The sequence below is a fragment of the Klebsiella sp. CN_Kp066 genome (genome assembly GCF_040065135.1).
Taxonomy (GTDB): Bacteria; Pseudomonadota; Gammaproteobacteria; order Enterobacterales; family Enterobacteriaceae; genus Klebsiella; species Klebsiella oxytoca.
Genome location: NZ_JBEAIU010000036.1, coordinates 54,329 through 73,279, shown reverse-complemented (window position 1 = coordinate 73,279; position 18,951 = coordinate 54,329). Strand labels below are relative to the sequence as shown.

Genomic DNA, 18,951 nt, shown 5'->3' with positions numbered 1-18,951 from the left:
TTTCCATTATAATGAACGCAACAGAATCGTATTTCAAGACGAACGAAACGTTCGTTATAAAAAACACGGAGGGCTGGATGACTCAGCCAATTAGCCTGATTGCCAAAAGCCTGGTTCGTGAACGCGCGCGCACCGGTCTTTCCCTTGCTGAAGTTGCGCGACGGGCGGGAATTGCCAAATCAACGTTATCGCAGCTGGAGTCCGGTAACGGTAACCCGAGTCTGGAAACGCTGTGGGCGCTGTGCGTGGCCCTCGATATTCCTTTTGCCCGGCTGCTGGAGCCGCAGGTCAACACCACCCAGGTGATCCGCCGCGGCGAGGGGACGAAAGTGATTGCCGAGCAGGCAAACTATCAGGCAATTTTACTCGCCGCCTGCCCGCCGGGCGCGCGGCGCGATATCTATCTCCTGCTAACCCAGCCGGGGGCTGACCGTATCTCTCACCCTCATCCACCGGGTTCCGTGGAACATATTATTATCACCCAGGGGCGGGCGCGGGTCGGCCTCACGGAGGCGCCGGAAGAGTTGGGAGAGGGGGATTACATCTGCTATCCCGCCGATCGGGAGCACGTTTTCCAGGCGCTGGAACCGGATACCCAGGCGCTATTGGTCGCCGAGCAGAACTAGTCACGGCGGCAGGGTGGACGCCATGCCCGTATTGCGGGACACTAGCCGCATTCTCCCGCGAAGACAGGGAAACTTATGTCGCTGAAAGCCATTGCTAAAGAACTTGGGATCTCGGTTACAACCGTCAGCCGCGCGTTGAACGGCTATGACGACGTGTCGCAGGAGACGCGCGCCCGCGTCGAGGCCGAAGCGCAGCGTCGCGGCTATCGGCCAAACACCTTTGCGCGCCGCCTGAAAATGGGCAAAATCGACGCCGTCGGCCTCGTTTTTCCCGTGCGTCCCGCGCCGTTGAATAACAACGTCTTCCTTGAGATGGTCGGCGAGATTAGCCACGAGCTGGCGCGCTATGAGATCGATTTACTGCTGATAGCCGATGACGAACAGGCTGATAAACACGGTTATATGCGTATGGTGCAGAGTCGTCGTGTTGATGCGCTGATTGTTGCCCATACTCTGGACGATGATCCGCGCCTGATTCAGCTGCTCTCTTCCGGCTTTCCTTTTCTCGCCCTGGGGCGCAGCCGTCTGCCACAGCCCTATGCCTGGTTTGATTTCGATAACCAGGCGGGAACGTACCGCGCAACCCGCCATCTGATTAGCCAGGGGCACCAGCGTATAGCGCTGCTGAGCGAAAATAACAATCAGGCGTTTATTACGCAGCGCCGCAATGGTTACCTGCAAGCCCTGCGCGAAGCGGGGCTGGCGGAAACCTGGCTGCGCAGCGTGTCGCCCACCCGCCGCGGAGGGTTTCAGGCGACGATGGAGCTGCTGCGTCTGCCCGAACCGCCTACGGCGATAGTCACCGATTGCAACACCCACGGCGACGGCGCGGCGATGGCACTTGCCCAGCTCGGGCGTCTTACCGGCTCCGATCGCGTCTCACTGGTGGTTTATGATGGCTTGCCGCAGGACAGCATCATCGAAACTCCGGTGGGCGCGGTGATCCAGTCCACCCGGCAGGGCGTGGGCCGCCAGATAGCCAGCATGGTTCGCCGCTTAATCGCCGGCGACGATCTCGCCTCTCTCCAGGTGCTCTGGCAGCCTGAATTTATCCCCGGCGAAACTGCCTGATTCCCCTCCCGTCAGATTAATTTCCTGAACTCGATCACGGATCCGAAACGTTTTGGTTGGCGTCCGAAACGTTTCGGATCAACAGTAAGCTATTCCTTGTTGTGGAGAAGTCTGATGTCTGATTCGATTTTACGCCTGCAAAGCGCAGCGGCTGATGTGGTGATCAAAACCCGCCCGTTCGCCGAAATTATCTACTGGGGGCCGCATTTAAGCCATTTTTCGCCGCAGGATGCCCTGAGCATTGCCCGCCCGGTGGCCAATGGTCGTCTTGATGTGGATTCACCGGTGACCTTAATGGCTGAGCTGGGTCACGGCCTGTTCGGCGCGCCGGGCATCGAAGGCCACCGTCAGGGGCTGGACGCTTCGCCGATGTTCACCACGACCGAGGTGGCGCAGGATGGGCAGAATTTAACCATCATCAGTGAAGATGCTCAGGCAGGCCTGCGGTTATGCAGTGAAATTCAGCTTGATAACAGCGGCGTGCTGAGCGTTCGCCATGGCTTGACCAACCTGCGTCCGCAGCCGTGGCAGGTAGATCGCCTGGCCGTCACGCTACCGGTCGCCGAGCGCGCCCGCGAAGTCATGGCCTTTCATGGCCGCTGGATCCGCGAATTCCAGCCCCATCGTCTGCTCCTTGAACATGACAGCTTCGTGCTGGAAAACCGTCGCGGACGCACTTCCCATGAACATTTTCCGGCGCTGATTACCGGCAGCCAGGCCTTTAGCGAGATGCAGGGGGAAGTATGGGGCGTGCATCTGGGCTGGAGCGGTAACCATCGCCTGCGGGCGGAAGTGAAAACCGATGGCCGTCGCTACCTGCAGGCGGAAGCGCTCTATCTGGCGGGCGAAATGGCGTTGGCGGAGGGGGAAACCCTGTGGACTCCGCACCTCTACGGTAGCTATTCAGCGCAGGGGCTGAACGGCATGAGCCAGCAGTTCCATCGTTATCTGCGCGAACGGATTATTCGCTTTCCGGGCAACAAACCGCGCCCGGTGCATCTCAATACCTGGGAAGGGATCTATTTCGACCACGACCCGCAGTACATCATGCGCATGGCGGATGAGGCGGCGGAACTGGGCGTTGAGCGCTTTATCATTGATGACGGCTGGTTTAAAGGGCGCAACGACGACTGGGCGGCGCTCGGCGACTGGTATCTTGATGAGCAAAAATATCCGCACGGTCTGACCCCGGTTATCGACCACGTAAAATCGCTGGGCATGGAGTTCGGCATCTGGGTTGAGCCAGAAATGATTAACCCTGACTCCGATTTATACCGCGCGCATCCTGACTGGGTGCTGGCGCTGCCGGGCTATACGCCGCTTCCCGGGCGCCATCAATTTGTGCTGAATCTGAATATCCCGGAAGCCTTTGATTATCTGCTGGAGCGGATGAGCTGGCTGCTGGGCGAGCACGCGGTGGATTATGTGAAGTGGGATATGAACCGCGAACTGGTACAGCCCGGGCATAACGGTAAAGCTGCCGCCGATGCGCAAACCCGCCAGTTCTATCGCCTGCTCGATACGCTGGTGGCTCGCTTCCCGCATATTGAATTTGAGTCCTGCTCCTCCGGCGGCGGGCGAATCGACTACGAAGTGCTGAAGCGCAGCCATCGCTTCTGGGCTTCAGATAATAACGATGCCCTGGAGCGCAACACTATCCAGCGCGGCATGAGCTACTTCTTCCCGCCGGAAGTCATGGGCGCGCATATCGGCAACCGCCACTGTCACGCCACCTTCCGCCAGCACAGCATTGCATTTCGCGGCCTGACGGCGCTGTTCGGCCATATGGGGCTTGAGCTGGACCCGGTAAGCGCTGACGAACAAGAGCGTGCCGGCTACCGCAAATACGCGGCGTTGCATAAGCAGTGGCGCGATGTGATTCATCACGGCGTGCAGTGGCGTATCGATATGCCGGACGCCACGACGCTGGCGCACGGCGTGGTAAGCGAAGATCGGAGCCAGGCGATTTTCCTCGTCAGCCAGCTGGCGATGCCGGACTACACCCTGATGGCGCCGCTGCGCGTGCCGGGACTGGAAGCGGGAGCGCGCTACCAGGTCACGCTGCTCGACCATCCGAATATTCAGATTACGGGAGAGGGCGGCCACACCATGCGTAAGCTGCCGGAATGGATGACGACGCCGCAGACCGTAAGCGGCGAGTGGTTGCAACTGGCGGGGCTGGCGCTGCCAATCCTTGACCCGGAAAGCGCCATTTTGATTGGCCTGCAACGCGTGTGATGACGACGGGCCGCGCGGCGGCCCTTTTTGAGGAATACACCATGAACCCGACCGTCTGTACCCATAAAAACAACCCCAATTTCTGGATTTTCGGGCTGTTCTTCTTTCTCTACTTTTTCATTATGGCCACCTGCTTTCCGTTTTTGCCGATCTGGTTATCGGATGTCATCGGCCTGAATAAAACCGAGACCGGGATTGTTTTCTCCAGCCTGTCGCTGTTTGCTATCTGTTTTCAGCCGATACTGGGCGTGATCTCCGATAAGCTGGGGCTGAAAAAGCATCTGATGTGGATTGTCACCGTGCTGCTGGTGCTGATCGCGCCCTTTTTCCTCTACGTTTTTGCGCCGTTGCTGAAAACCAATATCTGGCTCGGCGCGCTGAGCGGTGGAGCCTATATTGGCTTTGTGTTCTCCGCCGGCGCCGGGGCGATGGAGGCCTATATCGAACGCGTGAGCCGCAATAGCGGGTTTGAATACGGCAAGGCGCGGACTTTTGGCTGCCTCGGCTGGGCCCTGTGCGCCACCACGGCGGGGATGCTGTTCAGCGTTAACCCGGAGTGGGTGTTCTGGATGGGCTCCGCCGCCGCGCTGGTACTGGTTGTGCTGGTGGCTATCGCTAAACCGCAGGCCAGTCAGAGCGCACAGGTGATGGATTCTTTAGGGGCCAATCGTCCGGCGGTGGATTTAAAAACTGCCGTGAGCATGTTCCGCCAGCGCAAAATGTGGATGTTTATTCTGTACGTCATCGGCGTCGCCTGCGTTTATGATGTCTTCGATCAGCAGTTTGCCACCTTCTTTAAATCCTTTTTTGCCACCCCGGAGTCGGGCACCCGCGCTTTTGGTTTTGCGACCACCGCCGGGGAAATATGCAACGCGATTATTATGTTCAGCTCGCCGTGGATTATTAACCGCATCGGGGCGAAAAATACGTTACTGATTGCCGGAATGGTGATGGCGGCAAGGATGATCGGTTCATCGTTTGCCACGACGGCTGCGGAAGTGGTGGCGCTGAAAATGCTCCACGCGCTGGAAGTGCCGTTCCTGCTGGTAGGGGCCTTTAAATATATCACCGGCGTATTTGACGTCCGCCTGTCGGCGACGATTTATCTGGTTGGCTTCCAGTTTTCCAAACAGGTGGCGGCGATCTTCCTCTCCGCTTTTGCTGGCAACATGTATGACCGCATCGGCTTCCAGGACACCTATATGATCCTCGGCGGAATTGCCCTGGCCGTTACGCTAATATCCGCCTTTACCTTATCGGGTAAGGCAAAGCCGGAAAAGATTAGCGATAGCGCTATGACGGTTTAGCCAACGGAGCAATTATTCACCGTGACAGGAGCGGTTTGTATGATGGATATGAAAGAAAGAATGAACAGCGGCGAGCTCTATATTGATTCAGGATATGGCTTACCGCAGCAGCGGTTGATGGGGAAGGCGCGAGCCTATGAGTACAACCACTCCCATCCGTTTAACCAGGAATTAAGAAATGACATTATTCAGCGGATGTTTGCCCGCGTGGGTAAAGAATGCTGGATAGAACCACCGATTAATTTTGCCTACGGAACTCACATCTCCATTGGCGATAATTTTTACGCTAACTTTAATCTGACGCTGGTTGATGATGCTGAGATCACCATTGGTAATAACGTGATGTTTGCGCCAAATGTGACGATTTCAACCGCCGGCCACCCGATCCATCCGGATCTGCGCCACACCCAGCAGCAGTTCTCTTTGCCGGTGGTTATTGAAGACGGCGTCTGGCTGGGCACCGGGGTGATTATCAATCCTGGCGTCACTATCGGAAAAAACTCGGTCATTGGCGCCGGGAGCGTGGTGAACCGTTCCATACCGGCAAATGTTGTCGCCGCAGGCGTCCCTTGTCGGGTATTAAGAGACATTACCGATGAGGATAAAAATAAATATCAGCTGTTCGCAGGCTGAACTTCAATAATAAAATAGAAAATCTTCCTGATATAAAAAATAAAAATATATACGGGTGAGTTTATGACTCACCTGGCCCTCTTTTACCTCCGGAAAATAAAAATGAATAAAACAGCATTATCGATAGCCATAGGTTTGTCTTTGATAACCGGTTCAGCGGTAGCGAAAAATAATCATCTGACGCTGGAACAAAGGATGGAGCTGCTTGAAGCGCGGCTTGCCGCCGCTGAAAGCCGGGCGGCGGTGGCCGAAGGCCAGGTGCGGGATTTACAGGCGAAGCAGAATTCCGCTATACAGGCGGCGCAAACCAGCGTAGCGGTTAAAAGCATGGCCCCGACCGCTGAGAGTAAAAAAAATATTTCAGTTCCTGAGCTGAAATTATCCGGCTATGGCGATCTGAAAATCTACGGCGATGTCGAATTCAATATGGATGCGGAAAGCAAACATGGCTTGCTGGCCATGACCAATGCCGACGTTGGCAGCGATACAACCTATGATAAGTGGGATTTAAACGGCCGCATTCTGCTCGGTTTTGACGGTATCCGTAAAATGGAAAACGGCTATTTTGCCGGGTTCTCTATCCAGCCGCTAGCGGACATGACCGGTTCGATGAACCTTGATGATGCGGTTTTCTTCTTTGGTCAAGAGAACGACTGGAAGGTGAAAGTGGGGCGTTTTGAGGCGTACGATATGTTCCCGCTAAATCAGGATACCTTCGTTGAGCACTCAGGAAATACCGCTAACGACCTGTACAGTGACGGACATGGCTATATCTATATGATGAAAGAGGGACGCGGTCGTTCTGACGCAGGCGGTAACTTCTTGCTGAGTAAACAGTTAGATAACTGGTATTTTGAGCTTAATACACTGTTGGAAGACGGAACTTCGTTGTATAACGACGGCGGTTATCACGGTCGCGACATGGAGCAGAAAAAGAACGTGGCGTACCTGCGTCCGGTGGTGTCCTGGGCAAAGGATGAATTTTCCGTTGCGGCGGCCGTGGAAGCGAACGTGGTACAGAATGCCTACGGCTATAAAGATACGCAGGGTCACTTCGTCGATCAGTCTGACCGCACCGGCTATGGCCTGACCATGACCTGGAACGGCCTGAAGAGCGACCCGGCGGACGGTGTGGTAGTAAACCTGAATACCGCTTATATGGATGCCAATAACGAGAAGGATTTCACCTCCGGGGTGAACGCGCTATGGCGGCGCTTTGAGCTGGGATATATCTACGCGCATAATAAAATCAGCGATTATGCCGGCGTGATTTGCGAGAACGACTGCTGGATTAAGGACCAGGGCACTTACAATATTCATACTTTGCACGCCTCGTATCAAATTCCGAACGTCATGAACATGCAGAACTTTAATATTTATCTCGGCGCTTACTACTCCTTTCTCGACAGCGACGACAAGCTGAGTCAGGGGGATGATGACGATCGCTACGGCGCGCGGGTGCGCTTTAAGTATTTCTTCTGATAATTATCGTTATAGCCAGAGTACATTCTATTAAATTGCACATTACTTTAACGAACGGTAGCCGCTATATATAATTAAGCCAGCACTTCTCATGCCTCATCCTGAGTGAAGATGTCATCTGACACTCTGTCGTTTACTCGGCAAAAAGGATGAGGTGCCTTCATGCGTTCAATATCTTTCAGCTAAATCCCACACGACCACCAGCAATATTTTTTTGACATAATATATTATTCTTTTACGCTGAGTTATGCTTTTGTATAGTCCGGTCTTTAAGCTATGTAAGGAATAATAAAATTGCGAAGGCTAAACGTCATTCCATGTAACGCGACAACATGTGAACTGGCTTACATTTTCGATTTAGCTCACAATTTATAGTGAGCTCCAGGAGTCAGAAGGCGTATTCAATTACCATGGCATCGATTAAAGACGTAGCAAAAAGAGCTGGGGTCTCGACGGCAACCGTATCACGAGTCCTGAATAATCATCCCAGCGTGGTCGCGGAAACGCGTAAGGCGGTGCGGGAGGCGATGGATTATCTTTGCTATGTTCCCAGCAAAAGTTCGTTTCAGCTTAGCGGTAAATGTTCCGGACTGATTGGTGTGGTTGTGCCTAATCTGGTCAATCCTCACTTCTGTGAACTGTTAGCGACAGTGGAAGAAGAGGCCCGGTACATCGGTAAATCGGTGATCGTCAAAACGCACCAGAATCAACCGCAACAAGATAAGCATATTATTCATACCCTGGTGGGGATGGGCATTGACAGTTTGCTATGGGTGCCGACAGAAGCAGAAGCCGGTCTTTCAGAATGGTTAACTATTACCCGAATCCCGGTTGTCGTCGTTACGCAGGTGTCCCGGTTCTTTAATTCTGTATCGATTAATCAGGATCGCGGGGCTGAAAGTATTGCGGAGCATTTCATACACACCGGACATGTTGCATTTGGTTTTGTTGCCCAGGAAGGCGTTGATAACCGCAAGGTATCGTCGTACAGCAAAAAAATAGCGAGTCACGGTTTAAAGCTTGCCAAAGATAATTCGTTCTGGATAACAAAAGGTGAGGGTGAGAAGGTCTCAGGTCATATAAGCATTCTTGATGATATTATTGAGAAACTCAGCGAGCCGAAGCGAACCTGTACATGTCTGTTAGTTTATAACGATATTGCGGCAAACTATCTTATCGATGGGCTAGAAGCAAAAGGCATCGCCGTTCCAGAAGATATTGCGATTGCCAGTTTTGATAATACCTTGCTGGCGCAAACAAAAAGAATTACCAGCGTTGCGCAGCCGGTAAGTGAAATCGCTCATCTCGCTTTCCAGATGGTGAAATATCAACAGCAGCCGGACAGTATTGAAATGCACGAAATTGTCTCTCGGTTAATTATTCGTGAGAGCAGCGTAAAAATTAATATTACTACCCTGTAAAAGATTTATGTTTAGCAATGGCGCGACGACTGGCGCCATGGGTCCCTTTTAATAAAAAAATAGGTATATTTATGTCTGCTACCGCAATGGAAAGGCCAAGCGCTTATGAAAAGCTGGGGCTGAGGGAGAAGATCGGCTACGGCATGGGTGACGCCGGATCAGGAATGATATGGAGCGTGCTCGCACTGTATCTGACATGGTTTTATACCGACGTGTATGGTTTAAGTGCCGGAGTTGTGGGGACCTTATTCCTGGTTATCCGTATCTTTGACGCTTTTAGCGATCCGCTGATGGGGGCCATCTGCGACCGCACCGTGACCCGTTGGGGTAAGTTCCGCCCATGGTTATTATGGATGGCGTTTCCGTTTGGGCTGGGTGCGGTGCTGATGTTCACTACGCCAGAACTAAGCATGAATGGCAAGATTATCTATGCCTGGGTCACCTATTTAATGATGTCGCTGATTTATACCGCGATCAATATTCCCTATTGCTCGGTCGGCGGCGTGATTACTCTCAATCAGAAAGAGCGTATGGGCTGCCTGTCATGGCGTTTTTTCCTTAACGGGCTGGCAACGTTAATTATCTCCTCATCTATTTTGCCGTTAACGGACTGGCTGGGTAATGGCGACCGCGCCTCCGGTTTCCAGCTGACGATGATGATTATGGGCGGCGCGGCAACCCTGATGTTCCTCTTCTGCTTTTCCAGCATAAAAGAGCGCGTGGTGTCGGTTAAGGAAAACGAGTCATTAAAGAAAGACCTGCGGGATATTATCAAGAACGATCAGTGGCTATTGATGATCTCTATAACCTTTCTAAATGTTTTCCCGGCCTTCATCCGCGGCGGCGTCACCATTTATTATGCTACCTATGTGATGAAGGCCTCTGTCGGATTTATCACATTGTTTATGGCGCTGGGCGTGGCCTGTAATATGCTGGGCAGCGTGCTTGCCAAACCGCTGACCGATCGCTTTGATAAACTCGCGCTGTTCCGCATTATTAATATTATTCTCGGTGTTCTGTCATTTGCGCTGTGGTTTATCGATCCGCAATCCCTGACCCCGCTGATGGCGTTATTCATCATTATTAACGTTCTGCATTTAATTCAGTCAGGCCCGATTCTGTGGGCGATGATGTCCGACGTTGATGACTACGGTGACTGGAAGTTCGGCAAGCGCCTGACCGGTATCTCCTTCGCGGGTAACCTTTTTATGTTGAAAATGGGTTTGGCGGTGGCCGGCGCTATCGTCGCGTGGATTCTGGCGTTTACCGGCTATGTCGCTAATGAGCCGCAGCAAAATGCGCAGACCATTCAGGGCATCATCATGATGTTCTCACTACTGCCGATGGTGAGCTATTTTATCAGCGCGTATCTGGTGCGCTACTTCAAGCTGAATAACGCGTTCCTTGAAAAAATCAAAGCCGATCTTGCAAAACGTGAACTGGAAAAAGGACGCGATTAATCGCCAGCGGATCAGGCTATCCGTATTATTTATCATTAAATATCAGTGTTAATCAAAACAGTTTTTTTTAATTGATTTTCTGTTCATAGCAGAGGAGGTTCTCCATGACGCATAATAATTATTATGACGTGACGCAGTGGCATATCGGTAATCCGTATAAGGATATCGGCGAAGTTATCAACAGTATTATTCTCGATATTAAAAATCGGCAAACCGCAACCGACATGAATAATGGTGGAAAACCCGGCGCCGCTATCTATATCCCGCCCGGCGATTATTATCTGACGACTCAGGTTTTGATTGATATCAGTTATTTAAAAATAATGGGCGCCGGACACGGGTTTGTCTCTTCAAGTATTCGCTTTAATACGCCGGCTGACGAGTGGGCGAATTTGCATGATATATGGCCGGGTGGCAGCCGTATCCTGGTCGATCTTTGCCCGCAGCCCGGTGATGAAGAACACGCTGGCGCTGCATTTTACGTGAAACGCAGCGGAGCACCGCGAATAAGTTCAGTGGCGTTTGAAAACTTCTGTATTGATGGCTTGCATTTTATTGATGATGGGCTGGGAAACAACGATCCGGAAAATAGCTATATTAACGGCAAAACCGGGATTTATATCGCCAGCGCTCAGGATGCTTTCCGGATTACCGGCATGGGATTTATCTATCTTGAGCATGGTCTCACGACGTACAATAGTGATGCTATGGCGATCCATAATAACTTTATCGCCGAATGCGGCAACTGCATCGAGCTTCGTGGCGCTGGACAGGCTTCTAAAATAACCGATAACCTGATTGGCGCAGGCTATAAAGGCTATTCGATTTATGCCCAAAACTTTGGTGGGTTATTAATTTCTGGCAATAATATCTTTCCGCGTGGCGCCAGCAGCGTTCATTTATCTGGCGTTGTTCGTTCTACCGTGACCGGTAATCGGTTGCACTCATTTTATCCAGGGATGCTGGTACTGGAGAATAACAGTGCGGAGAATCTCATCGCGGCCAATCATTTTTTCCGCGATCGCGAACCCTGGCCGCCGATGCAGACCTATGACAACGGCCTGGATGATGCCTATGGTCTGCTGCATATCAATGGTAGTCATAATTCGTTGATTGCCAATCATATTTCCGAAACGATTGATAGCCAGTATCTCAAGCCGCTGGGAATAAAACCGGTCATCATCCGGCTGGTTTCCGGGAAAGGGAATTATATTGCCAATAACCATATCGTGGCGACCACGGAGACGTCAGCGGCGCAGGCGCAGCCCTCCGAAGAGGATGCCTGCTTTGCGGCGCAGGTCAGCGCTTTGCTGACGACGGCCAGGTTAAAGGAGCTTGATGCGGTTGCCGTGCAGGTAGAAAAAGAATCCGCGCAAAACACGATACTGGATAGCGGAAGCGACGATCGGGTGCTGATGGACAGGGCGGTAAACGCCTTCAGGGCCACGCCCGTTCCCGGAACGATGTAACGCTCTTCGATCTGAAGCGGTGGCCCCGCTAAATGCAGCGGGGCCGTCATGGATTTAATCGAGATAAAACACCTCTTTGAGCTCCGCGCTTACCGGACTGTTGTCCGGATTGGCCGGCATAACATCGCGCATATGCTGCCACCAGCGCTGACACACCTCGGTCCCGGCGACGGCGTTCCAGCGCGCTTCGGATTCAATCTCCACCGTGGCGAACAGCAGATGGCGCTCTTTATCGAGATAAATCGCGTAATGGTGCGCGCCGTGGGCTTTCAGCACCGCTTCCAGCTCCGGCCAGATGGGATTATGGCGGCGCTGATACTCTTCATGCGCGTCCGGGTTTACCTGCATCACGAAAGCTTTGCGGATCATAATGCCTCCAGATACAGGTCGCGGACTTCGTCGCGGCTGGAGGTGCGCGGGTTGCACGGCGCGCACGGGTCGGCCAGCGCTTTGTCCAGCCAGCCTTCGATATCGGCTTTGCTAACGCCAAGCTGACTAAAGCCTTGCGGGATGCCGACGCGTTTACTCAGCGCGCGGATGGCGTTGATGGCCTCCATGCTGGCTGCCTCATCGCTCATGCCGCGGGTATCGACGCCCATCGCCTGCGCGACGCGAGCGAAACGGGCAACCGCGTTCGGGCGATTAAAGTTTTCGATGATCGGCAGCAGGATGGCGTTGCACACGCCGTGCGGCAGGTTGTGGGTAGCGCCCGGCTGATGAGCCAGCGCATGCACCAGGCCAAGACCGGCGCTGTTAAACGCCATGCCCGCCAGATACTGGCCAAACGCCATTTGCTCGCGGGCTTCAAGATTGTGCCCGTCGTCCACGGCTTGCGGCAGCCATTGGTTGATCAGGCGAATCGCTTCCAGGGCATTGGCATCGGTCAGCGGGTGCGCGCCAACGGAAACAAAAGCTTCAATGGCGTGGGTCAGCGCGTCCATGCCGGTGGCGGCGGTAATGGACGGCGGGATATCCAGCATCACGCTGGCGTCATCGACGGCAATATCGGGAATGATATTGGGGTCGATGATCACCTCTTTCACCTGACGTTCGGCGTCGATAATGACCGCATTGCTGGTCATCTCCGCGGCTGTTCCTGCTGTGGTGTTGATTGCTACCAGCGGCACCCCGGCGTTTTTCACTTTGCCGACGCCGGAGTAGGCGGTCGATGGCCCCGGGTTGGCGGTGAGGATTTTCACCGCTTTAGCGGTATCGATCGGGCTGCCGCCGCCGAAGGCGATAAGGTAATCACACCCGGCCTCGCGATACGCCGCGTAGCCTTTTTGCACCAGCGCTTCCGTTGGGTTAGGGAACACCTCATCAAACAGATGATAAGACATTTGCTGTTCATCCAGGGCGGTAAACAGGCTGTCGAGCAGACCCATCTTGACCAGATGACCGTCGGTGACGATCAGCGCTTTACCCCACCCTTTACCTGCCACCAGCTTAACCATATCACCGATTGCGCCCGCGCCGTGGAGGCTGATTTTGGGTAGTGCCAACATAAAACTCATGATAATTCTCCTTAATGTTGATTTGGGTAATCCGTTTCCCTTCACCTGCTCCCGGGTCGCGGCTGGCGCCTTACCCGGGCTACAGGTTCACTGGCGTCTGCAGGCCGGTAGCCAGGACAGGTGCGTAGCACCGCCTCCGGGATTTAGGGTGAAGGGGAAATTAAATTCGTCTTCGTTGCAAAATCCGCCGGGTAATAATCGGCAGCGAAATAACCACAATCAGCATCGCGCCGATGATGATCGACATCACGATGCCCGGCACGTTGAGCAGGCTCAGGCCAAACGTCACCAGCCCCATCAGGAAAGCGGCGATAATCACCCCCACCATGCTGCCGGAACCGCCGAGAATATTGACGCCGCCGAGTACCGCCATCGTGACGACCGCCAGCTCCCAGCCCATCGCCAGCGTCGGGCGGGTACTACCGAGCCTTGAGGTCAGCAGAACCGCCGCCAGGCCGGCCATCAGTCCGACCAGCGCAAACAGCATCAGGTTGTGGCGCTTGACGTTAATCCCGGAGTACCAGGCTCCGGTCGGGTTATTGCCGATGGCGTAGGTCCGGCGGCCAAAGTTGGTTTTATGCAGCAGGAAGGTAAAGGCGGCAGCAAGAAGGATAAACAGCGCAAACTCAAAAGAGAGCGCGCCCCACACGTAGCCCTGGCCAAACCAGGAGAAGCTGTCCGGGTAGTGATTGAGCGCCTTGTCGCCCAGCAGAATGTAGGTTATCCCGCGATACAGGCTCATGGTGCCGATGGTGATCACAATCGACGACAGGTTAAAGCGCGTCACCAGGATACCGTTGAACAGGCCGCACAGCAGCCCCACGCCCAGCCCGACGGCCACCAGCAGCGGCGTATCCATACCCGCTGCCGCGCAGAAGCCCATCGCCGTTGAGCTCAGCGCCATCGTCGAGGCTACCGAAAGGTCGATCTCTCTGGCGATAATCAGCATCGCCATCGGCAGCACGATGATCGCTTTTTCGGTGAAGTTAAACGTGGCGTCCGACAGATTCCAGATATTAAGGAACCAGGGGGATGCCAGGGCGTTAACCATAAATACCGCCAGGGTTACCGCCAGCAGAAAACCTTCCCAGCACAGCAAGCGGCGCAGCGGCGACGGCGCGGCCGGGACGCTTTTCATCTCTTCAGACATCATCATTTTGCTCATGATTTCACCGCCTGTTTCTGTCGGGCTAATGCCGCGTCGCGCAGGATTAACCGTCCGTGGCCTTTATTGCCTCGTTCGTTAAGCAGCACCGCAATGACGATCACCGCGCCGGAAATGGCCATTTGCCAGAACGGCGAAATACCGATCACCGGTAGCGCGTTATTAATCACTCCAAGGAACAGCGCCCCGCACAGGCAGCCGAGCACGCGACCGGTTCCGCCCATGGTGCTGATGCCGCCGATGACGCAGGCGGCGACCACCTGCAGTTCAAAACCGTTGGCGACATCGACATAGGCGACAGCGAAACGTGAGATCCACAAATAGCCGCAGAACCCGGCCAGCGCGCCGGAGAGGCAGAAGCTGACAAACTGCATCTTCCCGGCGTTAATCCCGGTGTAGTACGCCGCCGTCGCGTTGCCGCCCGCGGTGTACAAGGCCCGGCCGGTGCGGCTGTAGCGCAGGAAATAGCCCACCAGCAGCAGCGCGGCGATAGCGCACCAGCTCAGCAGCGGCATTCCCAGCAGCGAGGCGCGCGGCAGGCCGAGAAAATCGGCGCTCATCTGGTGCGAGTTAACCCAGCTACCCTCGGAAAGCAGGAAGATAATCCCGCGATAAATACTCATGGTGCCCAGCGTGACCACGATGGCCGGAATACCGAGCCGCCAGACCAGCAGGCCGTTAATCATCCCCATCAGCAGACCAAGCAGGGTCGCCAGCGCCAGCAGCGCCGTCACCGGGATACCCGGATGTTGGGCGTTGAGCAGAGCGACGATCATTCCGGTCAGCGCCAGATTGGCGGCCATCGACAGATCGATGCCTTTGGTGAGCAGCACCATCATCTGCCCGAGGGCGAGGATGATCAGAATGGCGGTGTCGTTAAACATCTCCACCAGATTGCCCGGCGAGACGAACGACGGCGCCCGGCTGCCGATAGCGCCGATCATCAAAATGATCACCGCCGCCAGCAGCGCTTCGCGGTGTTTAAGCAGCTGTTTGCCCATTACGCTGCCTCCTGATTCACGCCGCTGGCGGCGCTGACGATGGTTTCCGCCGTCGCTTCACCGGCGCGATACTCGGCCACCATCAGCCCCTCGTGCATCACGATAATCCGGTCGGCCATACCCATCACTTCCGGCAGCTCCGAAGAGACCATAATGACCGCCAACCCCTGGCTGACCAGTTCGGACATAAACTGGTGCACCGCCGCTTTGGAACCGATATCGATGCCTTTGGTCGGTTCGTCGAGGATAATCACCTCGGGATGGGTCGCCAGCCATTTGCCGATCACCACTTTTTGCTGATTGCCGCCGGAAAGGGTTTCCACCGCCTGCCGCCAGCTAAAGGCTTTGACCTGTAAGCGCGAAGCGTACTCATCCGCCAGCCGCCATTCGCGGGCGTCGTTCAGTACGCCGTTGGGGTTGAGTTTGCTGAGCTGCGGCAGGCTGATGTTCTGGGCGATCGGCAGGGCGATAATCGCTCCTTGCTTCTGCCGCTCTTCCGGCACGCAGACGATACCGGCGTTGATGGCGTCGGCCGGCTGGCGAAAGCGCATCGCTTTGCCCTTCAGTACGATGTTGCCGGAGGAGGGGGTCGAGACCCCGGAGAGCGCCTGCATCAGCTCGGTGCGCCCGGCGCCCACCAGGCCGTAAAAGCCAAGAATCTCCCCTTTGCGCAGGCTGAAATTGATATGGGCAAACTCGGTGGGGTGACAGAGGTCTTGCACCTCCAGCACCGTTTCCCCTGGGGTACAGTCAACTTTCGGGTAGGTTTGGGTAATCGCGCGGCCCACCATCATCGCCACCATCCGCTCTTCGGTGATGTCGTTTATCGCTCCGGAGCTGACGTAAACGCCGTCGCGCAGAATGGTGTAGTAGTCCGCCAGCTCGAAAATCTCATCAAACTTATGCGAGATAAAAAGAATCGCTTTGCCGTCCTGCTTCAGGCGCTCAACGATTTGATAAAACTCCAGAATTTCATGCTGTGAGAGTGCGGCAGTCGGCTCATCGAGGATCACCACCTGGGCTTCAAAGGAGAGCGCCCGGGCGATGGCCACCATATGGCGCTGGGCGATGCTGAGGGTTTTCAACGTCGCGCGCGGGTCAATCTGCACCTCCAGGCGGGTGAGAATCTCGCTGGCTTTGCGGTACATGGCGGGCCAGTCGAGCCTCTTCAGCAGACCGCGATGCAGATACTGGCCGACGAAAATATTTTCAGTGACCGACAGCTCGTCGAACAGCACGGTTTCCTGATGAATGGCGGTGATCCCGACCTTGTGCGCTGACTCCGGGGTCGGCAGCTGGATAGGGATCGCTTTATAGAGAATCTCGCCCTCTTCGGGCTGATAAATACCGGTCATCACTTTGACCAGCGTGGATTTGCCCGCGCCGTTTTCGCCGATTAAGGCGGTGACTTTGCCGGGCCAGAGATCGAGCTGTACGTTCTCAAGTGCGCGCACGCCGGGGAAAACCTTGGTGATGCCCTTAAGCGACAGCAGTGGGGTGGATGCTGACATGATAGTTCTCCGTAAAATCACCCTAACCCTCTCCCCAAAGTGGCGAGGGAACCGTTCAGTGCTCTCTGCCAGCATTGCGCAGAGGGCCTGGCTTTCTCACTCTTCCTTCGGGAGCGGGCCGGGGTGAGGAAGCAGGGTTAGAAAATCTTCGAGAACTTATCGATATTGCTCGCATCGTAGACGAACGGTTCGGCCATCGCGCCGCTACCGTCGGCGTCGAGCTTCACTTTGCCCAGCTTGCCCATATTGGCTTCGGTTTTGGTCGCCGTGCCTTTGACTAAATCGTCGGCCAGATACGTGGCGGCATAGCCAAGGTCGATCGGATTCCAGATAGCAAAGCTTTTGCTGGCGCCGGACTTAATCGCCCCCGCCATTTCCGATGGCAACCCCAGGCCAGTCACGTAGACCTTGCCGATTTTGCCCTGATCTTTCACCGCCTGCGCGGCGGCAACGATCCCCACCGACGAAGGCGAAACAATCACTTTCAGGTCAGGATATGACTTCAGCAGGCCCACCGCTTCGCGGTAGCTTTTATCCGACAGATCGTCACCGTAGGCGACGGTCACCAGATTGACGGACGGATACTGCGGCAGCACCTTTTTCATCTCCTCAATCCAGATGTTCTGGTTGGTGGAGGTTGGGGTGGCGCTTAAAATCGCCACATCGCCTTTTTCCACGTTCAGCGCCTTCAGCGCATCGGCGGCGAGCTTAACGTTGGTTTCGCCAATCAAGGCGTTATTGGACGGATTAAGATGGATCTGGCGTCCCGCCGGCGCGACGCCGGAGTCCCAGGAGACCACCTTAATGCCGCGCTGCATCGCTTTCTTCAGCACCGGCACCACGGCATCGGGATCGTTAGCGGAAATGGCGATCGCATCCACCCCTTGGGCGATCAAACCATTCAGCACTTCGATCTGTGCTTCGGCGGTGGTGGTGGTCGGGCCGGTATAGATCACTTTGACATCGCCTAACTCTTTGGCCGCTTCCTGCGCGCCGACGTTCGCTGCTTCGAAGAATCCATTTCCCAATGATTTCGCCACGAGGGCGATTTTGACTTCGGCTAAAGCGGAACCGGACAACGCCAGGATGGCAACGGTGAGGATCAAGCTTGTCTTTGTTTTCATTGCTTTTACTCCACAAGAGTCAGTTTGGTAGGGTTTGCAGGTGATGTTTCGCCCCGTCTCGGTGAGCGGGGCGCGATGTTGTTATTGATAAAGGTCTAACGCGGACTGCATCGGTTGAACGTTGAAGCGTTTGCCAAGAGCGACCAGCTCTTCGCGGGTGATGGTTTGTTTCATCCCGCCCATTGAATAGACTTTCACCAGCACCTCAGCGGATTTCTCGGCGGTATCGATCAGGCCGAAGGTTTCATCCAGATTGGGGCCGCTGCCGAAAACGCCGTGGAACGGCCACAGCACCAGCGAGTGTTTCTGCATCGCCTCAGCGGTGGCCTGGCCGATTTCGTCGGTGCCCGGCACCATCCACGGCAGAATGCCGACGCCGTCCGGGAAGACCACCAGGCATTCGGTACTGCCTTCCCAGAGCTTACGGGTGAACAGATCGCTGTTGTTCTCCAGCACGTAGGTCAGGGCAATCAGGTTAGTGGCGTGGCAGTGCATGATCACCCGGTCTTTGCCGTTGGTCAGGCGGATGCGCTCGCTGTGCGACAGGAAGTGCGCCGGTAGCTCGGATGTCGGTACCGCATCGTTGGTCAGACCCCAAAGAATATGGTATCCCGCGCCGTCGCTGTCGACTTTCACCACGCCGAGGTTCGCCGCCGGGTCGAGCTGGACGTTACGGAAGAATTTACCGGAACCGGTGACGATAAACGGCTGGTTGGCCAGCGTTGGCATCGGCTGGCTCAGGGCGATATAGCGCGGTTTAGCGTGGAAATCCGCCGCGTAGGGTTCAATATCCGCTTCGTCGAGGCGCAGCGTCAGGTTGCCGCCGTTGCGCTCGTCCCAGCCTTTCAGCCAGGCGTCGGAAGTGGCTTTAATCATGCCCTGGACGAACCAGGCGTCGATAATGGTCTGCATAGTCTTGTCTTTCCTGT

The 18,951-nt window shown here is 55.0% G+C and carries 16 protein-coding genes; 9 read left to right on the top strand and 7 right to left on the bottom strand.

Features of this window, described 5'->3' with window-relative positions; genetic code table 11:
- Positions 1 to 77: 77 nt before the first annotated feature.
- The 9 genes from ABLV75_RS13930 to ABLV75_RS13890 all read left to right on the top strand — a co-directional run bounded on the left by ABLV75_RS13930 (position 78) and on the right by ABLV75_RS13890 (position 11,707).
- Positions 78 to 626 carry an XRE family transcriptional regulator gene (locus tag ABLV75_RS13930; RefSeq protein WP_004107447.1) on the top strand — a complete coding sequence of 183 codons (549 nt, stop codon included), beginning with the start codon at positions 78 to 80 and terminating at the stop codon, positions 624 to 626.
- Between the two features lie 75 nt (positions 627 to 701).
- Positions 702 to 1,697: a substrate-binding domain-containing protein gene (locus ABLV75_RS13925; protein ID WP_004107449.1), complete on the top strand. Its 996-nt coding sequence runs from the start codon at positions 702 to 704 to the stop codon at positions 1,695 to 1,697.
- A 114-nt stretch (positions 1,698 to 1,811) separates the two neighbouring features.
- Complete coding sequence (locus ABLV75_RS13920; RefSeq protein WP_004107452.1) at positions 1,812 to 3,935, top strand: alpha-galactosidase; 2,124 nt, start codon at positions 1,812 to 1,814, stop codon at positions 3,933 to 3,935.
- 41 nt (positions 3,936 to 3,976) lie between these two features.
- A complete protein-coding gene (locus ABLV75_RS13915) occupies positions 3,977 to 5,242 on the top strand; it encodes an MFS transporter (RefSeq protein WP_024274858.1) in 1,266 nt (421 codons plus the stop codon).
- Between the two features lie 39 nt (positions 5,243 to 5,281).
- Positions 5,282 to 5,875 carry a maltose acetyltransferase domain-containing protein gene (locus ABLV75_RS13910; RefSeq protein WP_004107456.1) on the top strand — a complete coding sequence of 198 codons (594 nt, stop codon included), beginning with the start codon at positions 5,282 to 5,284 and terminating at the stop codon, positions 5,873 to 5,875.
- A 102-nt stretch (positions 5,876 to 5,977) separates the two neighbouring features.
- Positions 5,978 to 7,357, top strand: coding sequence for a carbohydrate porin (locus ABLV75_RS13905; RefSeq protein ID WP_004107458.1), 1,380 nt, complete (start codon positions 5,978 to 5,980; stop codon positions 7,355 to 7,357).
- Positions 7,358 to 7,767: 410 nt separating this feature from the next.
- The gene (locus ABLV75_RS13900) at positions 7,768 to 8,778 is read left to right on the top strand and encodes a LacI family DNA-binding transcriptional regulator (RefSeq protein WP_004107460.1); all 1,011 of its coding nucleotides are present in this window, start codon (positions 7,768 to 7,770) and stop codon (positions 8,776 to 8,778) included.
- 71 nt (positions 8,779 to 8,849) lie between these two features.
- On the top strand, positions 8,850 to 10,238 hold the full coding sequence (locus ABLV75_RS13895; protein WP_004107462.1) for an MFS transporter: 1,389 nt from the start codon (positions 8,850 to 8,852) through the stop codon (positions 10,236 to 10,238).
- A 104-nt stretch (positions 10,239 to 10,342) separates the two neighbouring features.
- Positions 10,343 to 11,707 carry a NosD domain-containing protein gene (locus ABLV75_RS13890; protein ID WP_348854995.1) on the top strand — a complete coding sequence of 455 codons (1,365 nt, stop codon included), beginning with the start codon at positions 10,343 to 10,345 and terminating at the stop codon, positions 11,705 to 11,707.
- Positions 11,708 to 11,761: 54 nt separating this feature from the next.
- Here ABLV75_RS13890 and rhaM read toward each other — a convergent pair whose 3' ends face one another.
- From rhaM to rhaD, 7 genes are all read right to left on the bottom strand, one after another.
- Positions 11,762 to 12,076 (bottom strand): L-rhamnose mutarotase, encoded by a 315-nt coding sequence (gene rhaM / locus ABLV75_RS13885; RefSeq protein ID WP_004107466.1) that lies wholly within the window; start codon positions 12,074 to 12,076, stop codon positions 11,762 to 11,764.
- Positions 12,073 to 13,221, bottom strand: coding sequence for a lactaldehyde reductase (fucO, locus tag ABLV75_RS13880; protein WP_348854994.1), 1,149 nt, complete (start codon positions 13,219 to 13,221; stop codon positions 12,073 to 12,075). Before fucO ends, rhaM begins: the two co-directional genes overlap by 4 nt.
- Before the next feature lie 160 nt (positions 13,222 to 13,381).
- Positions 13,382 to 14,386, bottom strand: a complete 1,005-nt coding sequence (locus tag ABLV75_RS13875; RefSeq protein ID WP_017145160.1) for an ABC transporter permease — start codon at positions 14,384 to 14,386, stop codon at positions 13,382 to 13,384.
- Positions 14,383 to 15,387, bottom strand: a complete 1,005-nt coding sequence (locus ABLV75_RS13870; protein WP_016809650.1) for an ABC transporter permease — start codon at positions 15,385 to 15,387, stop codon at positions 14,383 to 14,385. The genes ABLV75_RS13875 and ABLV75_RS13870 overlap by 4 nt, the downstream gene beginning before the upstream one ends.
- Positions 15,387 to 16,898 (bottom strand): sugar ABC transporter ATP-binding protein, encoded by a 1,512-nt coding sequence (locus tag ABLV75_RS13865; protein ID WP_016809651.1) that lies wholly within the window; start codon positions 16,896 to 16,898, stop codon positions 15,387 to 15,389. Before ABLV75_RS13865 ends, ABLV75_RS13870 begins: the two co-directional genes overlap by 1 nt.
- A 137-nt stretch (positions 16,899 to 17,035) precedes the next feature.
- Complete coding sequence (rhaS, locus tag ABLV75_RS13860) at positions 17,036 to 18,022, bottom strand: rhamnose ABC transporter substrate-binding protein (protein ID WP_004107475.1); 987 nt, start codon at positions 18,020 to 18,022, stop codon at positions 17,036 to 17,038.
- Between the two features lie 81 nt (positions 18,023 to 18,103).
- A complete protein-coding gene (gene rhaD / locus ABLV75_RS13855) occupies positions 18,104 to 18,934 on the bottom strand; it encodes a rhamnulose-1-phosphate aldolase (protein WP_004107477.1) in 831 nt (276 codons plus the stop codon).
- Positions 18,935 to 18,951 lie beyond the last annotated feature (17 nt).

Excerpts from the sequence above, each read along its gene's own strand:
- ABLV75_RS13890 (WP_348854995.1), top strand. The coding sequence starts at position 10,343 with ATGACGCATAATAATTATTATGACGTGACGCAGTGGCATATCGGTAAT.
- ABLV75_RS13870 (WP_016809650.1), bottom strand. The coding sequence starts at position 15,387 with ATGGGCAAACAGCTGCTTAAACACCGCGAAGCGCTGCTGGCGGCGGTG.
- ABLV75_RS13905 (WP_004107458.1), top strand. The coding sequence starts at position 5,978 with ATGAATAAAACAGCATTATCGATAGCCATAGGTTTGTCTTTGATAACC.
- ABLV75_RS13920 (WP_004107452.1), top strand. The coding sequence starts at position 1,812 with ATGTCTGATTCGATTTTACGCCTGCAAAGCGCAGCGGCTGATGTGGTG.
- ABLV75_RS13915 (WP_024274858.1), top strand. The coding sequence starts at position 3,977 with ATGAACCCGACCGTCTGTACCCATAAAAACAACCCCAATTTCTGGATT.
- rhaM (WP_004107466.1), bottom strand. The coding sequence starts at position 12,076 with ATGATCCGCAAAGCTTTCGTGATGCAGGTAAACCCGGACGCGCATGAA.
- rhaD (WP_004107477.1), bottom strand. The coding sequence starts at position 18,934 with ATGCAGACCATTATCGACGCCTGGTTCGTCCAGGGCATGATTAAAGCC.
- ABLV75_RS13930 (WP_004107447.1), top strand. The coding sequence starts at position 78 with ATGACTCAGCCAATTAGCCTGATTGCCAAAAGCCTGGTTCGTGAACGC.
- ABLV75_RS13895 (WP_004107462.1), top strand. The coding sequence starts at position 8,850 with ATGTCTGCTACCGCAATGGAAAGGCCAAGCGCTTATGAAAAGCTGGGG.
- ABLV75_RS13875 (WP_017145160.1), bottom strand. The coding sequence starts at position 14,386 with ATGAGCAAAATGATGATGTCTGAAGAGATGAAAAGCGTCCCGGCCGCG.
- ABLV75_RS13865 (WP_016809651.1), bottom strand. The coding sequence starts at position 16,898 with ATGTCAGCATCCACCCCACTGCTGTCGCTTAAGGGCATCACCAAGGTT.
- rhaS (WP_004107475.1), bottom strand. The coding sequence starts at position 18,022 with ATGAAAACAAAGACAAGCTTGATCCTCACCGTTGCCATCCTGGCGTTG.
- ABLV75_RS13900 (WP_004107460.1), top strand. The coding sequence starts at position 7,768 with ATGGCATCGATTAAAGACGTAGCAAAAAGAGCTGGGGTCTCGACGGCA.
- fucO (WP_348854994.1), bottom strand. The coding sequence starts at position 13,221 with ATGAGTTTTATGTTGGCACTACCCAAAATCAGCCTCCACGGCGCGGGC.
- ABLV75_RS13925 (WP_004107449.1), top strand. The coding sequence starts at position 702 with ATGTCGCTGAAAGCCATTGCTAAAGAACTTGGGATCTCGGTTACAACC.
- ABLV75_RS13910 (WP_004107456.1), top strand. The coding sequence starts at position 5,282 with ATGATGGATATGAAAGAAAGAATGAACAGCGGCGAGCTCTATATTGAT.